General features: G+C 33.5%; 12 protein-coding genes and 1 tRNA gene. 5 read left to right on the top strand and 8 right to left on the bottom strand.

Annotated features, from left to right (window positions below):
• Window positions 1–57 precede the first annotated feature (57 nt).
• The gene (locus tag ASC41_RS07070; RefSeq protein ID WP_055436005.1) at window positions 58–1,353 is read right to left on the bottom strand and encodes a c-type cytochrome; all 1,296 of its coding nucleotides are present in this window, start codon (window positions 1,351–1,353) and stop codon (window positions 58–60) included.
• 212 nt (window positions 1,354–1,565) lie between these two features.
• On the opposite strand from ASC41_RS07070, the gene ASC41_RS07075 reads away from it, so the two are divergent.
• Window positions 1,566–1,958 (top strand): SPOR domain-containing protein, encoded by a 393-nt coding sequence (locus ASC41_RS07075; RefSeq protein ID WP_055435936.1) that lies wholly within the window; start codon window positions 1,566–1,568, stop codon window positions 1,956–1,958.
• 273 nt (window positions 1,959–2,231) lie between these two features.
• Here ASC41_RS07075 and infB read toward each other — a convergent pair whose 3' ends face one another.
• From infB to rimP, 3 genes are read right to left on the bottom strand one after another with little or no spacing between them, the layout of a single operon-like run.
• On the bottom strand, window positions 2,232–5,057 hold the full coding sequence (gene infB / locus ASC41_RS07080; RefSeq protein ID WP_055435937.1) for a translation initiation factor IF-2: 2,826 nt from the start codon (window positions 5,055–5,057) through the stop codon (window positions 2,232–2,234).
• A 35-nt stretch (window positions 5,058–5,092) separates the two neighbouring features.
• A complete protein-coding gene (gene nusA / locus ASC41_RS07085) occupies window positions 5,093–6,325 on the bottom strand; it encodes a transcription termination factor NusA (protein ID WP_055435938.1) in 1,233 nt (410 codons plus the stop codon).
• A gap of 12 nt (window positions 6,326–6,337) precedes the next feature.
• A complete protein-coding gene (gene rimP / locus ASC41_RS07090) occupies window positions 6,338–6,799 on the bottom strand; it encodes a ribosome assembly cofactor RimP (RefSeq protein ID WP_055435939.1) in 462 nt (153 codons plus the stop codon).
• A gap of 302 nt (window positions 6,800–7,101) precedes the next feature.
• Between rimP and ASC41_RS07095 the strand changes: the two genes are divergently transcribed.
• Window positions 7,102–7,923, top strand: coding sequence for a universal stress protein (locus ASC41_RS07095; RefSeq protein ID WP_055435940.1), 822 nt, complete (start codon window positions 7,102–7,104; stop codon window positions 7,921–7,923).
• 92 nt (window positions 7,924–8,015) lie between these two features.
• Here ASC41_RS07095 and ASC41_RS07100 read toward each other — a convergent pair.
• Window positions 8,016–8,088 (bottom strand) — tRNA-Gln (locus tag ASC41_RS07100).
• A 210-nt stretch (window positions 8,089–8,298) separates the two neighbouring features.
• Between ASC41_RS07100 and ASC41_RS07105 the strand changes: the two genes are divergently transcribed.
• Both ASC41_RS07105 and ASC41_RS07110 read left to right on the top strand, forming a co-directional pair.
• Window positions 8,299–11,790, top strand: coding sequence for a glycosyltransferase family 117 protein (locus ASC41_RS07105; protein ID WP_055435941.1), 3,492 nt, complete (start codon window positions 8,299–8,301; stop codon window positions 11,788–11,790).
• Between the two features lie 2 nt (window positions 11,791–11,792).
• On the top strand, window positions 11,793–12,446 hold the full coding sequence (locus ASC41_RS07110; protein ID WP_055435942.1) for a polysaccharide deacetylase family protein: 654 nt from the start codon (window positions 11,793–11,795) through the stop codon (window positions 12,444–12,446).
• On the opposite strand, the gene ASC41_RS07115 is transcribed toward ASC41_RS07110, so the two are convergent.
• Window positions 12,443–12,739: a thioredoxin family protein gene (locus ASC41_RS07115; protein WP_055435943.1), complete on the bottom strand. Its 297-nt coding sequence runs from the start codon at window positions 12,737–12,739 to the stop codon at window positions 12,443–12,445. The two genes, ASC41_RS07110 and ASC41_RS07115, sit on opposite strands and share 4 nt — an antisense overlap.
• Window positions 12,740–12,826: 87 nt before the next feature.
• Window positions 12,827–14,128 (bottom strand): metallophosphoesterase, encoded by a 1,302-nt coding sequence (locus ASC41_RS07120; protein WP_055435944.1) that lies wholly within the window; start codon window positions 14,126–14,128, stop codon window positions 12,827–12,829.
• A 335-nt stretch (window positions 14,129–14,463) separates the two neighbouring features.
• On the opposite strand from ASC41_RS07120, the gene polA reads away from it, so the two are divergent.
• Window positions 14,464–17,310, top strand: coding sequence for a DNA polymerase I (gene polA, locus ASC41_RS07125; RefSeq protein ID WP_055435945.1), 2,847 nt, complete (start codon window positions 14,464–14,466; stop codon window positions 17,308–17,310).
• On the opposite strand, the gene ASC41_RS07130 is transcribed toward polA, so the two are convergent.
• Window positions 17,307–18,452, bottom strand: coding sequence for a P-loop NTPase fold protein (locus ASC41_RS07130; protein WP_055435946.1), 1,146 nt, complete (start codon window positions 18,450–18,452; stop codon window positions 17,307–17,309). The two genes, polA and ASC41_RS07130, sit on opposite strands and share 4 nt — an antisense overlap.
• Window positions 18,453–18,458 lie beyond the last annotated feature (6 nt).

Consider the following 18,458-nt stretch of genomic DNA (forward strand, 5'->3'; position numbering starts at 1 on the left):
ATTTAAAATTTCTCTATTCGAGACATCCACTTTAATGGAAGTACTAAAAACTTACTTTTAGTAATGACACTTACCACATTCAGTTCCACCCATCTGTGCAGCAGTTAGCTCTTCTACACCATATTTTTTAGATAGTTGATCGTGAATTTTAGTATAGTACTCGTTATCCTTTACATTAACGTTTGTCTCTCTGTGACAGTTAATACACCAACCCATTGTTAATGGAGCATATTGATACATAACTTCCATTTCTTCTACAGGACCGTGACATGTTTGGCACTCTACTCCTGCAACAGACACGTGTTGTGAATGATTAAAGTATGCGAAATCAGGTAAGTTATGAATTCTTGTCCATTTAACTGGGCTTGTTTCACCTGTGTAATTTTGTTCTGCATCATCCCAACCAACAGCCTTGTATAGTTTTTTGATTTCAGAATTATAATCAACACCATATTCAGACATACCTTCTGACTGAGTTTCTGGAGCAACTTCTGCTATTGTTTTATGACAATTCATACAAACATTTAAAGAAGGTATACCAGATGTTTTACTAACTCTAGCTGAAGAGTGACAGTATTTACAATCAATCTCGTTATCTCCTGCATGAATTCTATGCGAATAATGAATCTCTTGAACTGGCTCGTATCCTTGATTAACACCAACTTGCATAAAGTAACCATATACAAAATACCCTGAAGCTAATAAAAACAAAATAGCAGTAACTAATACTAGAAATTGATTTTCAACAAACGCTTTCCAGATAGGAGTGTTTTTTTGCTTATCAGCTAACTCAACACCTTTCTCATCAGCAAAGCGACGTAAAGTTTTATTCACTAAGAACAATGCTCCTGCTAATAAAGCAAATAACAATGCTAATGCTCCAAGAATTAACCCATTTGAAGAAGTATCTCCAGAAGGATTAGCTGCTACAGCCTGACCAGGAGTCACTACCGGTGCTGGAGCTTCTGCTGAAGTGTATGCCAATATATTATCTATATCCGCATCTGCTAACTGAGGAAAAGCAGTCATGGCAGTGCCATTATACTCCTTGTAAATCTTGTTTGCGTAAGCATCACCAGATTTCACCATTCCGGCACTATTTTTAATCCATGTGTATATCCATGCTCTGTCAAGACCTTCGTCATCTGCTAAACGACTCTCAACATTACGCAATGCTGGACCTGTCATTTTTTTGTCTAATTTGTGACATGATGCACAATTTGCATTAAACAATGCTTTACCTGCTGCAACATCTCCTTCTTGAGCAGAAAGAGTAGTAGAGAACGCTATTAAAAAAATTAAGCAAAAATGAAAAACATTAAGACCTAATCTGCGGTGAATCACCTGTTTCATATTGTTGATTGAATTTACTTCTAAACTTTGGTACGATTTTTTCATCTATGTATAAAAATACAGTTATAAAAAACTTAGGCAAAAGTAATACTTAAAGTCCATTTTTTAAATCTTAAGGAAGTCTTAATTTATAATTTAGAAAAATTCTAAATAAGAAAAAGACATTTTTTTTCGTTTATTACTTTTACATTTGCATTAAATAAATATTGATTATGAACATTAAACCTCTAAAAATCCTTTGTTTATCTCTAGGCTTAACACTTAGTAGTAGTTACGTTTTAGCTCAAGAAGGCACTGTTACGGTAAATCAAGACCCAGAGATTTCGGCTATATTAAAGTTGAAAAAACAGATAAATAATGAAGATGAAGATAGCGATCGTTATAAAATTCAGATCTATTCTGGATCAAGACAACGTGCTGAAAGTATAGAAAATAGTTTTGATAGCACTTTCAACTCTTGGTCTTCTAAACTAGAATACGAGACACCAAATTACAAGGTATGGGTTGGTAATTTTAGAACACGATTAGAAGCAGATAAAGCTTTATTAAAAGTAAAGAAAAACTTCCCAAGTGCATTTATCTTTAAACCAAAAAAGAAGAGCTAAAACAGCACAAGAAGTTATTTAAAATAAGAAAACGTTATCAAATATTTGATAACGTTTTTTTTATGTAATTACAAAAGGTACATATGGATTCAGTTAAGTAACTAAATTAAACAAGTAGTTCTTCATTAACTATACTGAATTTATACATTAGTCACCTATAAAGTAATTAAGATAAGAACATAAAAAAACCGCTTTCAAATATTTGAAAGCGGTTTTAGTTTTATTTATTATCGAGTAATGATTAAACTCCATAGATACTTTTTAAGCATCTATTTACTTAAGTTTTTTCTTAACCTCTACTTCATGGAACGCTTCAATTACATCGCCTTCTTTAATATCGTTGTAATTTTTAACCTGCATACCACAGTCGTATCCTTTACCAACTTCTTTAACATCATCTTTAAATCGCTTTAAAGAGGCTAATTCACCTGTGTAAACTACAACTCCATCACGTACTAAACGTATTTGAGAGTTTCTATATATTTTACCATTCATTACCATACAACCAGCAATACTTCCAATTTTAGTAACCTTAAAGATTTCTCTAATTTCGGCTGTACCAGTAATCTCTTCTTTGAGCTCTGGAGATAACATACCTTCCATTGCATCTTTAAGATCGTTAATGGCATCGTAGATAATTGAGTATGTTCTAATATCAACTTCTTCTCTATCTGCAATAACTCTTGCATTTCCAACAGGACGCACATTAAATCCGATAATAATGGCATCAGAAGCTGTTGCTAATAATACATCACTTTCTGTAATGGCTCCAACTCCTTTATGTAAGATATTTACTTGAATTTCTTCAGTAGACAACTTCTGGAAAGAATCTGTTAATGCTTCAACCGAACCATCTACATCTCCTTTAAGAATAATATTTAATTCCTTAAATGTACCTAATGCGATACGACGTCCAATTTCTGCTAATGTTAATGTTTTAGTAGTACGAACATCTTGCTCACGTTGTAATTGCATACGTTTAGTAGCAATTTGTTTTGCTTCACGCTCATCTGCAAATACATTAAACTTATCACCAGCTTGAGGCGCTCCATCTAATCCTAATATTGATACTGGCGTAGAAGGTCCTGCAGATTGAACATCGTGTCCACGTTCATCTTGCATTGCTTTAATCTTACCACTATTTTTACCAGCTAATACATAATCACCTACTTTAAGTGTTCCTGCTTGTACTAATATTGTTGATACATAACCACGACCTTTGTCTAAGAATGCCTCTACAACTGTACCAACCGCAGGCTTATTAGGGTTTGCTTTAAGCTCTAATAATTCTGCTTCAAGTAATACTTTTTCTAATAATTCTTTAACACCAGTTCCTATTTTTGCTGAAATATCATGAGATTGAATTTTACCTCCCCAATCTTCAACTAAAAGATTCATTTGTGCTAAACCTTCTTTAATCTTTTCAGGATTAGCGTCTGGTTTATCTATTTTGTTAATAGCAAATACTATTGGCACTCCTGCTGCTTGAGCATGAGAAATTGCTTCTTTTGTTTGCGGCATGATATCATCATCTGCTGCTGCAACAATAATTGCAATATCTGTTACTTGAGCTCCACGTGCACGCATGGCAGTAAAGGCCTCGTGACCTGGTGTATCTAAGAAAGCAATCTTTTGACCATTTTCTAACTCTACTCCGTATGCTCCAATGTGCTGTGTTATCCCACCAGATTCTCCTGCAATTACGTTTTCTTGACGAATGTAATCTAGAAGTGATGTTTTACCGTGATCTACGTGTCCCATTACCGTAACAATAGGTGCACGTTCTATTAAATCTTCTGGTTTATCTTCTACTTCTACAATTGATTCCTCAATATCTGTAGTTACAAATTCTACTTTATATCCAAATTCTTCGGCTACAATAGTTAATGTTTCAGCATCTAAACGCTGATTCATTGTCACCATCATACCTAAAGACATACATGCTGAAATAATTTGAGTGACTTGAACATCCATCATAGTAGCAACTTCACTTGAAGTAACAAACTCTGTTACTTTAAGGATTTTACTTTCAGCTGCTTCGATTTGCTCATCGATTTCAGTCTGCTCTCTATGCTTATCTCTTTTATCTCTTCTGTTTTTAGCTCCTCTACCTTTGTTAGATTTTCCTTGTAATTTCTCAAGTGTTTCTCTTACTTGTTTCTTTACATCTTCCTCACTAGGTTCTGCTTTTACAATAGGAGCACGACGTCCTTGTCCTGGTTTCCCTTTAAATCTATCGTTACCACCACGAGTATTACCACCTCTGTTGTTACCTCCAGTACTTGGTCTATTATCTCCTGGCTTAGAAATACGACGACGCTTTTTCTTGTTAGCATCATCACCTTTTTTAGCAACTTCTTTCTTTTTCTTAGGTTTATTAAATTGAGATAAATCAATTTTTTCACCTGCGATTTTAGGTCCAGAAAGTTTTTGATATTTTGTTTCAACAGTTTCCGGTGCGTTACTTTCTTCAGCAGGAGCAACTTCTTCTTTAGAAGGCACTTCCTTAACAGGAGTTACTTTCTTAACAGAAATTTCTTTCTCTACTTTTTTAGAATCCGCTTTAGGAGTTTCTACTTTTGGAGTTTCAACTTCTTTAGGTGTAGATTCTTTTTTTACTTCAGTTTTAACTGGAGCTTTAATCTCTACCTTCTCCTCCTTTTTAGGAGTTTCAGTTTTAACTTCTTTGATTTCTTTTTCTGCTGCTTTTGGCGCTTTCTTTTTTGGATCTAAGTCTATTTTACCAACTTTTTTAGGTCCAGCAAGAATTTTAGCTGCTTTAACAACTTCTTCTGCTTTGGCTTTGGCTATAGCTGCTTTTGCATCCTCCTCTTTTCGCTTAGCTTCTAATTCTTGCTCACGTTTAATACGTAAATCTTCCTTTTCTTTAAGCTTAGCTTCACTAACAGCTTGAGACTTCATCTTCTTACCTGCATCAGTTTCGAACTCATCTGAAAGAATCTTATAAGTTGTTTCAGAAATTTTCGTAGTCGGACGCTTCTCTACCTCGACACCTTTGGAATCTAAAAATTCCACAGCACGATCCAGAGAGATGTTAAGCTCACGTAGTACTTTGTTTAATCTAATCGTTTCAGCCATAAATTGCCTTTACCTTAATTTTACTCAAATATATGTTAATCTTCGAATTCTTCCTTAAGAATTCTAATAACATCTAATATTGTTTCTTCTTCTAAGTCTGTTCTCTTTACTAAATCTGCAACATCTTGTTCTAGAATACTTTTTGCTGTATCTAAACCTGCTTTGCTAAATTCTTTAATTACCCAGCCTTCTATTTCATCAGAGAATTCTCTCAATTCAACATCTTCTTCTGCGCCTTCTCTAAACACATCGATCTCGTAACCAGTAAGTTGTCCAGCTAAACGGATATTGTGACCTCCACGTCCAATAGCTTTACTTACTTCTTCTGGCTTTAAGATAGCCTCTGCACGTTTGTTTTCTTCATCAATTTTAATTGATGTTACACGTGCTGGACTTAATGCTCTTGTTATATATAATTGTAGGTTGGTAGTATAATTGATTACATCAATGTTCTCGTTTCCTAATTCTCTAACGATACCATGAATTCTAGATCCTTTCATACCTACACAAGCTCCAACAGGATCAATTCTATCATCATAAGAATCTACTGCTACTTTTGCTTTTTCACCAGGAATTCTTACTACGTTTTTAATAGTAATTAAACCATCAAACACTTCAGGAATTTCAGATTCAAATAATTTTTCTAAAAACTTAGGTGATGTACGCGACATAATAATCGCTGGTTTATTTCCTTTAAGCTCTACACTATCAATAATACCTCTTACATTATCTCCTTTACGGAAAAAATCTGAAGGTATTTGTTTGTCTTTAGGCAATATAATTTCATTTCCTTCATCGTCAAGCAAAATAACAGCTCTATGACGAATGTGGTGCACTTCGGCAGTATATAATGTACCTTCAAGCTCTTTAAACTGCTTGAATATATTAGTATTATCGTGTTCGTGTATTTTAGAAATTAAATTTTGACGTAATGCTAAAATAGCACGACGACCAAGGTCTATTAATTTCACTTCTTGAGACACATCTTCACCAACCTCAAAATCTGGTTCAATTTTTCTAGCTGCAGATAACGAAATTTCTTGGTTTGGCTCTTCTACTTCTCCATCAGCAACAACGATTCTATTTCTCCAAATCTCTAAATCTCCTTTATCTGGATTTATAATAATATCGAAGTTATCATCATCTCCAAACTTCTTCTTTAATGCATTTCTAAATACATCTTCTAATATTGCCATTAGCGTAACACGATCGATAAATTTATCGTCTTTAAACTCTGAAAATGACTCAATTAACGCTATATTCTCCATTATTCTACTGAATTAAAATTTTATCACAACTTTTGCTTCTACAATATCGTTGAAAGCTATTTTTGCATTCTTAACAACCGTAACCTTACCTTTTCCAACAGGTTTTGGCTCTCTAGCTTTCCATGTCAACTCTATACCTTCCTCTGAAACGTCTATTAACTCTGCTTCAATGTTATCGGTTTGTGTTCTAACTTCTAATGTTCTACCAATGTTTCTTTTAAATTGTCTTGGTAGTGTTAAAGGTGCAGCTGCTCCAGCCGAAGCTACTTCCAAAGAAAAATCATGCTCTTCTCTATCAATATTATGCTCAATTGCTCTACTAATAAAAATACAATCGTCAACTTTTACACCATTATCGCCATCGATAATTATGTTTACTGCTTGTTCACTAGAAATAGTGAAATCGATTAAAAATAAATCGGTTCTCTCTTCTAGAGCTTCGTTCAATAAATCTTTTACTGTGGTGTTAAACATTTTTAAGTATAAAAAGAGCGGACTTTTCGTCCGCTCACATTCATTATTTCTTACAACGCTGCAAATATACATAGTTTTTATTAATTTTCATAGAAAACTAAAGCAGACTTTTATTTTTACTAAAAAAAAGAGCTTTTTACTGTCAAATTTATTAGCATAATATTATTCTGCTTCATTTAATGGAAACACCACAAACAGCCCTATGACCCGTCTTTTTTGAGTGCAACAAAAAAGTAAACGACCCTCGGTTTTTAGAAGTCCATTTTTTTCCCTAACTTTAAGTACCTCTAAACATAGTTATTATGAAAAAAATTCTTGTTCCAACCGATTTTTCAAACGAAGCAGAGAATGCGATAAAAGTAGCCGCTCAACTCTCTAAAAAACACAATTGCGAACTTATCTTGCTCCACATGCTTGATTTACCACTATCTCACATTTCTGAAGGTGTTCCATCAGACTTACCAGAAGCTGTTTATTTTATGAAACTTGCCCACAAACAATTTGCGGAAGTTATGAGTAAGGCTTACTTGAATGATATTACAGTTACAGAAATGGTAGATTTTCATGATATATCTACTGGTATTTTAGAAACCTGCAAGTCACATGACATTGATTTAATTGTCATGGGATCTCATGGCTCTAATGGACTCAAGGAAATGTTTATTGGCTCTAATGCCGAAAAAATTGTTCGCACATCTGAAAAACCTGTTTTAGTTATTAAAAACGAACATCTAGATTTTAATATTGAAGAATTTGTTTTTGCTTCAGACTTTGAGAATGATAATAAAGAAACCTACAAACAAGCAGTAAAATTAGCTGAAGCTTTTAATGCAAAAATTCATTTATTAATGGTAAACACTGTTGCAAACTTTAAAACAACTGCTCGCGCAAAAGTAAAAATCAGCGAATTTATTGAAGGCACAAATTTCACAAACTACACCACCAACATATACAACGATGAAACTGTAGAAAAAGGAATTTTAAATTTCTCTCACATCATTAACGCAGATCTTATTGGTATTAGCACACATGGAAGACAAGGCATTGCTCACTTTTTAAACGGAAGCCTAAGTGAAGATCTTGTAAATCACGCAAAAAGACCAGTGATTACCTTTAAAATTTAACGCCGACAATACTACAAATAACACAAAAATCTCACTACAAAAACCTATAAAACCAAAAAATCCTAACACATAAATGTGTTAGGATTACTTTGTTGGCCCACTAGGTCTCGAACCTAGACTCTTCAGTACCAAAAACTGACGTGTTACCAGTTACACCATAGGCCATTGTTTTGTAACAGGCTGCAAATTTAAAACAAATTTGTAGTTGCGCAAACATTTTTCAATAAAAAAATAAAAAAATTTCATCTTTTTTTTCAAAAAGCTCGTAATGTATATGAAAATGAGCTCTTTTCAATTTTATCTGTTATGAAAATTTTATCATTCTCGTTTGATAATAATTAGTAAATTCGCCATAAAATTAAACAAACCACGTGTATGACGTCTTCAATCTTTAAAAAATGGAACAATATCTTAGGATGGTTCGCTTTTTTAATTGCTTTAATAACCTACAGCTTAACAGTAGAACCAACCGTTAGTTATTGGGATGCTGGTGAATATATTCTAACCTCTGCAAAACTGCAAGTTGGTCACCCACCAGGAGCTCCTTTATTTCAAATGTTAGGTGCTTTTTTCTCCACTTTTGCTATGTCGCCAGAAAACATTGGACTTATGCTTAATATGCTAAGTGCTGTTTCTAGTGCCTTCACTATTTTGTTTATGTTTTGGAGTATTTCATTATTACTTCAAAAAATGATTAAAACTGAAGAGTTCACAACCTCTAAAGCCTACGCTATTTTAGGAAGTGCTTTAGTAGGAAGTTTATCGTTTGCATTCACAGATTCGTTTTGGTTTAATGCCGTAGAGACAGAAGTTTATGCCATGGCCACATTATTAATGGCTATTTTATTTTACTGCGCTTTACGCTGGGATTTCGATATGCACAACCCTAGAGGTAACCGCTGGTTAATACTTATTGCTTTTATTATTGGCTTATCGTTTGGTGTACACTTTATGGGATTATTAACTATTCCCGCAATAGGATTAATCTATTACTTTAAAAACTATAAAACAGTAACAGTTAAAAACTTTATAATAGCCAACATTGCTTCAGTAGCTGTTCTATTATTTGTATTCAAATTGTTGGCTCCAAATATTCTAAGATTCTTTAGTGTATTAGAGATTTTCTTTGTCAACACTATTGGATTGCCTTTTAACTCTGGTTCAATTATCGCTGGTGTCTTATTAATAGCCGCAATCTATTTTAGTTTAAAATACACAAGAGAAAAAGGACACAGGCATATTAACACTGCTATTCTGTGTATAACTTTTGTAATTATTGGCTTTTCTTCTTGGCTAATGTTACCTATTCGTGCTAATGCAGATGTAGTAATTAATGAAAACAATCCTTCAAGTGCAAGAGAACTTTTAGCCTATTATAATTTAGAGCAATATCCTAAAACACACTTGTTTTATGGACCATTGTTTACAGACCAATATGCTACATTAAATGATAATAAAGAAGACGCTTACACAGATGATAAACCTAAATATGAAAAAGATTTAGAACAAGGTAAATATGTTATCGTTAACGATTATAAAGACGCAGCGCAAAACTACAACTACGATCATGCTGCAATTTTACCAAGAATGTGGAGTGGTGAAAATGCTGAGAATTATATGCTATTTTCTGGCTTTTTAGATTTTACTATTAAAGAAAAATTTAATGTTGATGTTTTTACACAGAAAAAAATTGAAGCTTTTGTAGAAAAATATCAAAAAAATGAATTAACAGAACGCGAATACGACGAGTTCATGTCTATTTATGGCGAAAAACTAAACACAGCTTTAAGTCCAAGAATACAAAAAGATATTGCTTTTATTAATCAGTTTAGAGCTGAAGTTAATAAAAACAATGTTGACTACGAAGGTTACCACAGATTTTTAAAACAATATGGTCAAGAGTATTTAAATATTGAAAAACCTTCTTTTATAGACAATACAATTTACCTGTTTCAATACCAATTAGGTTATATGTACTGGCGTTACTTTATGTGGAATTTCACAGGAAGACAAGACGATATTCAAGGAGAATACAACGATCATGGAAATTGGATAAGTGGTATCGACGCATTCGATGCTTGGCACTTAGGACAGTCTCAGGATAATTTACCAAGCGATGTAAAAAACAACAAAGCAAGAAACACCTATTTTTTCCTCCCTTTAATACTAGGGCTTATTGGTCTGTTTTTCTTATTCAATAAAGACAAAAAAACCTTTTGGGTACTCTTAGTGTTCTTCCTCTTTACTGGAATTGCAATACAAGTATACACCAATGTAAGACCATTTGAACCTCGTGAACGTGACTACTCTGTAGTTGGTTCCTTTTACGTATTTGCAATTTGGATAGGATTTAGTGTGTATGGTATTTTTGAATTCTTCAAGAACAAAGTAAAAAGTTCTGCATTACCATTAGCCGTTACTGGAATTTGCTTACTAATTGCACCTTTAATTTTAGCAGTAAACAATTGGGACGACCACGATAGATCTGGAAAATACACCGCTTTATCTATGGCTAAAAAGTACTTAGATTCTTGTGGAGAAAATGCAATACTATTCTCTATTGGAGATAATGATACATTCGCACTTTGGTATGCTCAAGAAATCGAAAATTATAGAACAGACGTTCGTGTAGTTAACACTAGTTTATTCCAAACTGATTGGTATATAGACCAAATGAAGCGTAAAGCTTACGAAAGTGACCCGATTCCTTCTCAGTTAACACACGATCAATACAAATATGGTACGCGAGATTATATAATGAAACGCACCTATTATGTAGACCCTAAAACGGAAGAAGCTAAACCTACGTTTAGTCGTGATACGCTTTCTATTAAAGAATTTTTAGATTTTGTATCAAGTGACAACCCTAAAACAAAGTTTAAGCGCATAATCCAACTACAAGAAGAGGATATAGAACAATATCCTTCACAATTATTAAATACTAATTATTTTCCTGTAGAAAACATTCGTATTCCAGTTAATAAAGAGAACGCCATTAAATATGGCATAGTAAAAGAAAAAGACGCTGCTTCTATTGTTGACCATATTGACATTAAAATTGAAGAAAGTGCTATTTACAAACAACGTTTACTAATGCTAGACATTGTTGGTAATAACGACTGGAAACGCCCTATCTACTTTACAGGTGGTGCTTTTGGTGAAGACGATTACATCTGGATGAAAGACTACTTACAACTTGATGGAATGGTTTACAAGCTGGTACCAATAAAAACACCTACAGACCGTGCTAATCCTTTTGATATGGGACGAGTAGACAGTGAATTTATGTACAACAAAGTTAAAGCTTGGGATTGGGGAAATAGTGGTAGTGATGACATTTACCATGATCCAGAGACACGTAAAAACTCTATTACTTACAGAGGTAATCTTGCGCGTTTAATGGAAAAACTTATTCAAGAAGAAAAACTAGACAAAGCTGAAAACATAGCAGATATTGCCATGGAGAATATGCCTGTAGATAAGTTTGGCTATTACACTTTACTAGAACCATACATTAGCGGTTACTACGAAGTAGGCTCTAAAGAAAAGGCAAGACAATTGTATCAAGATGTTGCTGTTAAATACCAAGAAACTTTAACGTATTATAGCGAGTTAACTCTTGATAACCAAATTAAAAACGGACAACAAATTATTACAGATTTAGAACGCTATAGAGCTTTAATAATCGTGTTAGTAAAGTATGACGAGGATTTTGCTGAAAAAGAATTTTTAAATTTTAATAACTATGAAAAACTCTTTAGCAGGTTATTTCCAAACGATGCACCTCAACTTAGAGAAGAACGCGATATAAATAGAGACAGTAGTATTCCTATTGCAGAGCCTATTGATCCGGAAATTGCAGAATAAAGATGAGATTTACTCCTGCTAAAATACCGCAATTTATTAAACGAATATTCCCAAACTATGTTTGGGATTTTTCGTCTAAAGACAAGGTTTTATATCTTACTTTTGATGATGGTCCTACTCCAGAAATAACACAATGGACACTAAATACGCTCAAGCAATACAATGCTAAAGCTACTTTTTTTTGTATTGGTAATAATGTTAATAAGCATCCAGAACTGTTTAATGCTGTTTTAAAAGATGGGCATACCATAGGAAACCACACGCAAGACCATGTAAAAGGTTGGAAAACCTCAACAAAAACATATATAGAAGATGTTATTAAAGCTGAAACTATAATTAATAAAGAATTAGCTAATACCAAAATTAAGCTTAGCCTATTTAGACCACCTTACGGGCAATTAAAAAAAAGCCAAGGTAAAGCCGTTATAAAATTAGGCTATAAAATAATTATGTGGAGTGTTGTTGCTTTCGATTGGGAACAAAAAATATCTAAAGAGCAATGTTTAAAAAATGTAATTAACAAAGCATCTGCAAAAAACAACATAATAGTGTTTCATGATAGCATCAAAGCATCAAGAAACATGATGTATGCATTGCCAAAGGTATTAGAGCATTTTAGCAAAAAAGGTTATATTTTTAAAGCTATTAGCGCTTAAACAAAGTCTTTAATTAAAGCTATTAGTGTGTTTGCATCCTGCTCACCACTTTGCCTCCATTTCATCTCGCCATCTTTATAAATAATTAAAGTTGGTAAGTTTTTTACGCGTAAAGCATCAGATAACTCTTTATTTTTATCTACATCAATCTTAATCACTCTAGCTTTATCACCAAGTGCAGCTGCAACATCACGAAGTACCGGATGCATAGCTGTTGATTGTTCATTCCACTCTGTAAAGAAATCCAGTAAAACTGGAATTTTTACATCGATTAATTCTCCAAATTTTGACATTATTTAAAGTATTAGTTTAACATCGTTAATGTAAATCTACAATATTTTAACAACTTATAGATTTACCTCTTTTTTTATAACTTAAATCTAAGCAACTTTCGTGCCCTTTTTAAGTGTAATCACAGTAATTTCGGGCCAAATACCTATACGTCCTGGAAACGCTAAATATCCAAAACCTCTGTTTACATGTAAAAACTTACCTGCAACTTCGTACATTCCTGCCCATTTAGGATAGCGATACTTAACAGGACTCCATTTAATACCTAAAGATGGCACTTCGATACCAAATTGCATTCCATGTGTATGTCCTGCTAAAGTTAAATGAATATGCTTTTCGAAGTCAACAATATTGGTTTCATCTGTTATGATATCGTGTTTATTTAGGTCGGTTTTATTAAGCTCCATTTCGGTATAATCAAAATGAGAAGGATCATGAGACATTAAAACATTAAAATCATTCTCTCCAATAGTCTTGGTTGCCTCTTTTAAGCTTCCTCGCTTTGGAAAATGTTTCGATGCTCCCCAATTCTCAACACCAAGAATATTAATAGCCTGTCCATTTCGCTCTATTCTTCGGTTGTCATTCATTATTAAATCGAAACCTAATTTACGGTGCACTTCTTCTAATTGACGCTGATTTTCTTTATTTGAGTCCTCATCACTTCCATAAGCATAATAACCGTAATCATGATTTCCCATGACAGCAAACTTTCCATCTTTAGCTTTTAACTGTTTAAAGGTATCAATCCAACTATTCATTTCTTCTGCCTTAGTATTCACTAAATCTCCAGTAAACAGAATAGCATCACTCTCTTGCTCGTTAATTAAGTCTATTCCATAAGAAATCTTCTCTTTACTCTCTAGGCTTCCTGAGTGCACATCACTAATTTGCGTAATAGTATAGCCATCGAAAGCGGCTGGCAAATCTTCAAAATAAAGCGCATGTTTTATTACTTTGTAATTATACTTTCCTTTAAAAACACCGTAAATAATTGAGGTAAAAGGAATTGCCGCCAAGCCTAATGCTATTTTAGAAACAAAACCACGTCTACTTGTAGAATACGCAATGTCTTCTGGGCTAGATTTATACACTTTATTAACTAAACTTAAAGCGCCTCTCACAATATCCTCACCAAACATAAAGAGTATCAAAATCAGTTTTGGTATAAAAAGCATAAACAAAAAAGCGACTGCATAACCATGCTCATGCGTAAAGCTTTCTCCACGTACAAAATTAGAATAACGATAAACAAAATTGCCTATAACACAAGCACTCGCAAACCAATAAACAATATAAAACATGTAATTTTTGGTAAGTGTTCTAACAGCCTGAAAAGCATAGAAATCTAATACCAGTATAATTAAAACAAGAATAATCCAACGCAACATAAAATCAATTTTTGGTGTAAATATATTAATTGTAAAACCGAGTTATCTTACTAATTTGTTAAACGTTTAGTTTAAGAGCAAAACACTAAAATTAAGAAGCCTAAATGTCCTAAACAACAAACACCTATTTCTTCTTTTTAAAACAAGAATAATAACAGATCTGTATTTAGCATGAATTACAGTAGACCTAAATAAATTATATACTAATAATCCTATTTAATTAAAAAGCCATTAGTAAAACAAAATGCTTGTTTCATTTAGACGTCATGTTAATAAAAAAACAACTAAACCTGCGTTAAGTTTTGTAGTTTTGGTATTCTATCAAAATTCCAATTATGTCAGATAATAAACGTGTGTTTTTAGTTGATGCTTTCGCATTAATTTTCCGTGGCTACTATGCCTTTATAAAAAATCCGAGAATAAACTCTAAAGGAGAAGATACCTCAGCAATTATGGGTTTTATGAACTCATTATTAGACGTTATTAAACGTGAAAGACCAGACCATTTAGCCGTTTGTTTCGATAAAGGCGGAAGTGCAGACCGCGTAGAGCTATTCGAAGCTTACAAAGCCAATAGAGACGAAACACCCGAAGGCATTAAAACAGCCATTCCTTATATCATGGATATTTTAAAAGCCATGCATATTCCTATTGTAGTAAAAGCAGGTTACGAAGCCGATGATATTATTGGAACCTTAGCGAAACAAGCAGAGAAAGAAGGTTACCAAACGTTTATGGTAACACCAGATAAAGATTTTGCGCAGTTAGTAAGCGAAAACATATTTATGTACAGACCAATGTTTGGTGGAGGCTACGAAACTTGGGGCATACCAGAAGTACAAAAGAAATTTGCAGTTACCGATCCTTTACAAGTTATCGACTTTTTAGGCATGATGGGTGATGCCAGTGATAATATTCCAGGATTACCAGGCGTTGGCGAAAAAACAGCCAAGAAGTTTTTAGCCGCTTATGGCACCATGGAAAATCTTTTTGCCAATACGCATGAGCTTAAAGGTAAAATGAAAGAAAAAATAGAAGCCAATCAAGAATTGGGTTTACTATCTAAAAAACTAGCCACTATTATGCTAGATGTTCCGGTGACTTTTGATGCCAAAAATTTTGAAATGTCTGAACCAGATATTCCAAAAGTGACAGAAATTTTTCAAGAATTAGAGTTTAGAAGACTCATCGATAATTTTAATAAAACATTTACCTCTGGTGCTCCTGCAACTGCAACAGCAGACACTTCAGTTAAAAAAGAAATAAAAGTAACACCTAAAGAAGCCGAAAGTGCTGGCGCAGGACAATTTAATTTGTTTGGAGGCGAGAGTCCTTCCGCGGAAGCGACAACAGAAAACGCTTCGGCAAGAAAAACCATTGCAACCTACGCTCACTTCTACCAAAGTGTAGCACCAGGCATGGGAACCAAACTGTTTATTAAAAATTTAATGAACCAAACGGCTGTGTGTTTCGATACGGAAACTACAGGTTTAAATCCGTTAACTGCAGAGTTGGTTGGTATCGCCTTTTCATGGGAAGTTGGTAAAGGTTTCTATTTACCTTTTCCAGAAGACAAAGAAGAAGCACAGGCTATTATCGAAACATTACGATGTTTTTTCGAAGCCGAAAACATTCAGAAAATTGGTCAGAATTTAAAATACGATATTAAAGTATTAGCAAAATATAACGTGCAAGTAAAAGGAAAGTTGTTCGATACCATGTTAGCGCATTATTTAATAAATCCAGACATGCGCCATAATATGGATATCTTGGCAGAAACGTACCTAAACTACACACCAGTTCCTATTGTGGACTTAATTGGTAAAAAAGGAAAGAATCAATTGTCGATGCGAGATGTTCCGTTAGACAAACAAACCGAATATGCGGTTGAAGATTCGGACATTACATTACAACTAAAAGAGCATTTTGAAAAAGAATTAGGCGAAGCCAATACTAAAAAACTGTTTACAGATATCGAAGTACCTTTAGTACGCGTCCTAGCGGCTATGGAACTTGAAGGTATTAATTTAGATGTACCTTTTTTAAATGGGTTAGCGGAAGACCTAAACAAAGACATCGACACTTTAGTTGCCAAAATTTACGAGGTTGCCGGCAAAGAATTTAATATCGCGTCACCAAAACAATTAGGAATCATCCTTTTCGAAAAACTAAAGCTTGTAGACAAACCTAAAAAGACCAAAACCGGACAATATAAAACTGGAGAAGATATTTTATCTGCTTTAGCAAAAGAGCACGAAATTATTAGAGATATTTTAGAATATCGTGGTTTAGCAAAACTAAAAAGCACGTATGTGGATGCTTTACCATTACAAGTGGAACCTTCTACAGGTCGTGTGCACACAGATTATATGCAAACCGTTGCGGCTACAGGTCGTTTAAGTAGTAACAATCCTAACTTGCAAAACATTCCTATTCGTACCGAACGTGGTCGTCAAGTGCGTAAAGCCTTTATTCCACGTAGTGAGGAGTACACTTTACTAGCTGCCGATTATAGCCAAATAGAACTGCGTATTATTGCTGCTTTAAGCGAAGAGGAAACCATGATTGAAGCCTTTAAAAACGGAGAAGATATTCATGCTTCTACCGCTGCTAAAGTATTTAATGTGCCTTTAGACGAAGTTACTCGTGAGCAACGTAGTAATGCCAAAACCGTAAACTTCGGGATTGTGTATGGTGTGTCTGCTTTTGGATTAAGTAACCAAACCGATTTATCGCGTGGTGAAGCCAAAGAGCTTATTGATACCTATTACGAAACTTACCCAAAACTGAAACAATACATGAGCGAACAAGTCGATTTTGCACGCGATAATGGTTATGTAAAAACGGTTTTAGATAGAAGGCGTTATCTTAAAGATATTAATTCTGCCAACGCTATTGTGCGTGGTGCTGCAGAGCGTAATGCTGTAAATGCACCTATACAAGGTTCTGCTGCAGATATTATTAAAATTGCCATGATTAACATCTATAACAAACTAGAAGCTGGTAATTATAAAACTAAAATGCTACTGCAAGTGCATGATGAATTGGTTTTTGATGTTTTTAAACCTGAACTTGAAGACATGAAAACATTGATTAAAACAGAAATGGAGAGTGCTTTTGTAATGGAAGTTCCGTTGGATGTCGAGATGGATGTTGGGTTGAATTGGTTGGAGGCGCATTAGAGGAACAATTTCACCATTTCCTTCATCTCAATAAATGAAATTTCAGAGAATTCATTTGAATTAGAAACTATTCTTGGATTATTAATTAAATAATCCAAAAATCTTGATTCAATAGTTTCTTTTTTTAATTTATGTCCAAGATAATGCCCCATATTAAATGAAGGAGTATTAAATAATTCAATATTATCAGGAGCAAAAACAAAAATTAAATCCTCTAGTTGACCTCTATCCAATGATAAAGAATTTAGAGGTTTATTGACAATATCTTTTTTCATAAGACCTTCAATCTTTACTTTATAGTGAGCACTACCAGTTACGCCTTTAACAGCTCTTAACAAGAGCATTTCTTTGGCTTTAATGTCAAAAACTTTTTCATAAGAAGTTGGATGAAATTCATGGAGTATAATAAGATAAATTGTAAGAATAGTCTCCAAATAATTACCCGTTTTATCAGAATAAATATTAGTGATATTTTTATTTCCTCCATGATTCAAGTTATTATTTATAACGCTCCTTAATAACTGAAGCTTGTTTAAAACTTTTTTTACTCTTCTTGGGTTAGTAAATTTAATAGCTTCAAAAAAAAATGAAATATTTTCACTAATACTACCTTTGATAGCATCGTCTTCTCTTTTATCAAAATATTGATCAACTAGTTTTAATATATTCTTATACTCAGGCATTGTAAAAGAAATATCAAAAATCTTTTCTAAATACTCGTTTGCCTTTACAACTTCACCGTATTTGGTTTTTACAGCTTCTTTTACTGCCTTTTTATCAATACCACAAAAGAAAATAGTTTTTTTACCATAGGTGAAAAATAATTTTAATGCTGACAATAAATTAAGAACGTTCTCAGGCTCACATCTATCTAAATCGTCAATAAATACAATATTAAAGCTTTTTTGTTTACTCGGTGTTTTATTATCTTCCCATCTAATAAATTCAGTCTTGAAACTATTTTTTAGTTCTAAAAAGGTAGCATCTGGTTCATCTTCCAAAGATTCAACAATCTTATTGCCATCTATACTTAATCCAGGCATAGAAATTCTAACAGAACGAGAAAAACCTCTAAATAACATTGATGCAATTTTAATTATTTCTCCAAAAGCTTCTTCTGTTGAATCTTGACTCTTCTTCATTACATA

Origin of the sequence: Lacinutrix algicola, from assembly GCF_001418085.1 — a bacterium.
GTDB lineage: Bacteria > Bacteroidota > Bacteroidia > Flavobacteriales > Flavobacteriaceae > Lacinutrix > Lacinutrix algicola.

Bases quoted from the DNA above. Each gene is read 5' to 3' on its own strand.
- ASC41_RS07070 (WP_055436005.1), bottom strand. From the start codon at position 1,353: ATGAAACAGGTGATTCACCGCAGATTAGGTCTTAATGTTTTTCATTTT.
- ASC41_RS07075 (WP_055435936.1), top strand. From the start codon at position 1,566: ATGAACATTAAACCTCTAAAAATCCTTTGTTTATCTCTAGGCTTAACA.
- infB (WP_055435937.1), bottom strand. From the start codon at position 5,057: ATGGCTGAAACGATTAGATTAAACAAAGTACTACGTGAGCTTAACATC.
- nusA (WP_055435938.1), bottom strand. From the start codon at position 6,325: ATGGAGAATATAGCGTTAATTGAGTCATTTTCAGAGTTTAAAGACGAT.
- rimP (WP_055435939.1), bottom strand. From the start codon at position 6,799: ATGTTTAACACCACAGTAAAAGATTTATTGAACGAAGCTCTAGAAGAG.
- ASC41_RS07095 (WP_055435940.1), top strand. From the start codon at position 7,102: ATGAAAAAAATTCTTGTTCCAACCGATTTTTCAAACGAAGCAGAGAAT.
- ASC41_RS07105 (WP_055435941.1), top strand. From the start codon at position 8,299: ATGACGTCTTCAATCTTTAAAAAATGGAACAATATCTTAGGATGGTTC.
- ASC41_RS07110 (WP_055435942.1), top strand. From the start codon at position 11,793: ATGAGATTTACTCCTGCTAAAATACCGCAATTTATTAAACGAATATTC.
- ASC41_RS07115 (WP_055435943.1), bottom strand. From the start codon at position 12,739: ATGTCAAAATTTGGAGAATTAATCGATGTAAAAATTCCAGTTTTACTG.
- ASC41_RS07120 (WP_055435944.1), bottom strand. From the start codon at position 14,128: ATGTTGCGTTGGATTATTCTTGTTTTAATTATACTGGTATTAGATTTC.
- polA (WP_055435945.1), top strand. From the start codon at position 14,464: ATGTCAGATAATAAACGTGTGTTTTTAGTTGATGCTTTCGCATTAATT.
- ASC41_RS07130 (WP_055435946.1), bottom strand. From the start codon at position 18,452: ATGAAGAAGAGTCAAGATTCAACAGAAGAAGCTTTTGGAGAAATAATT.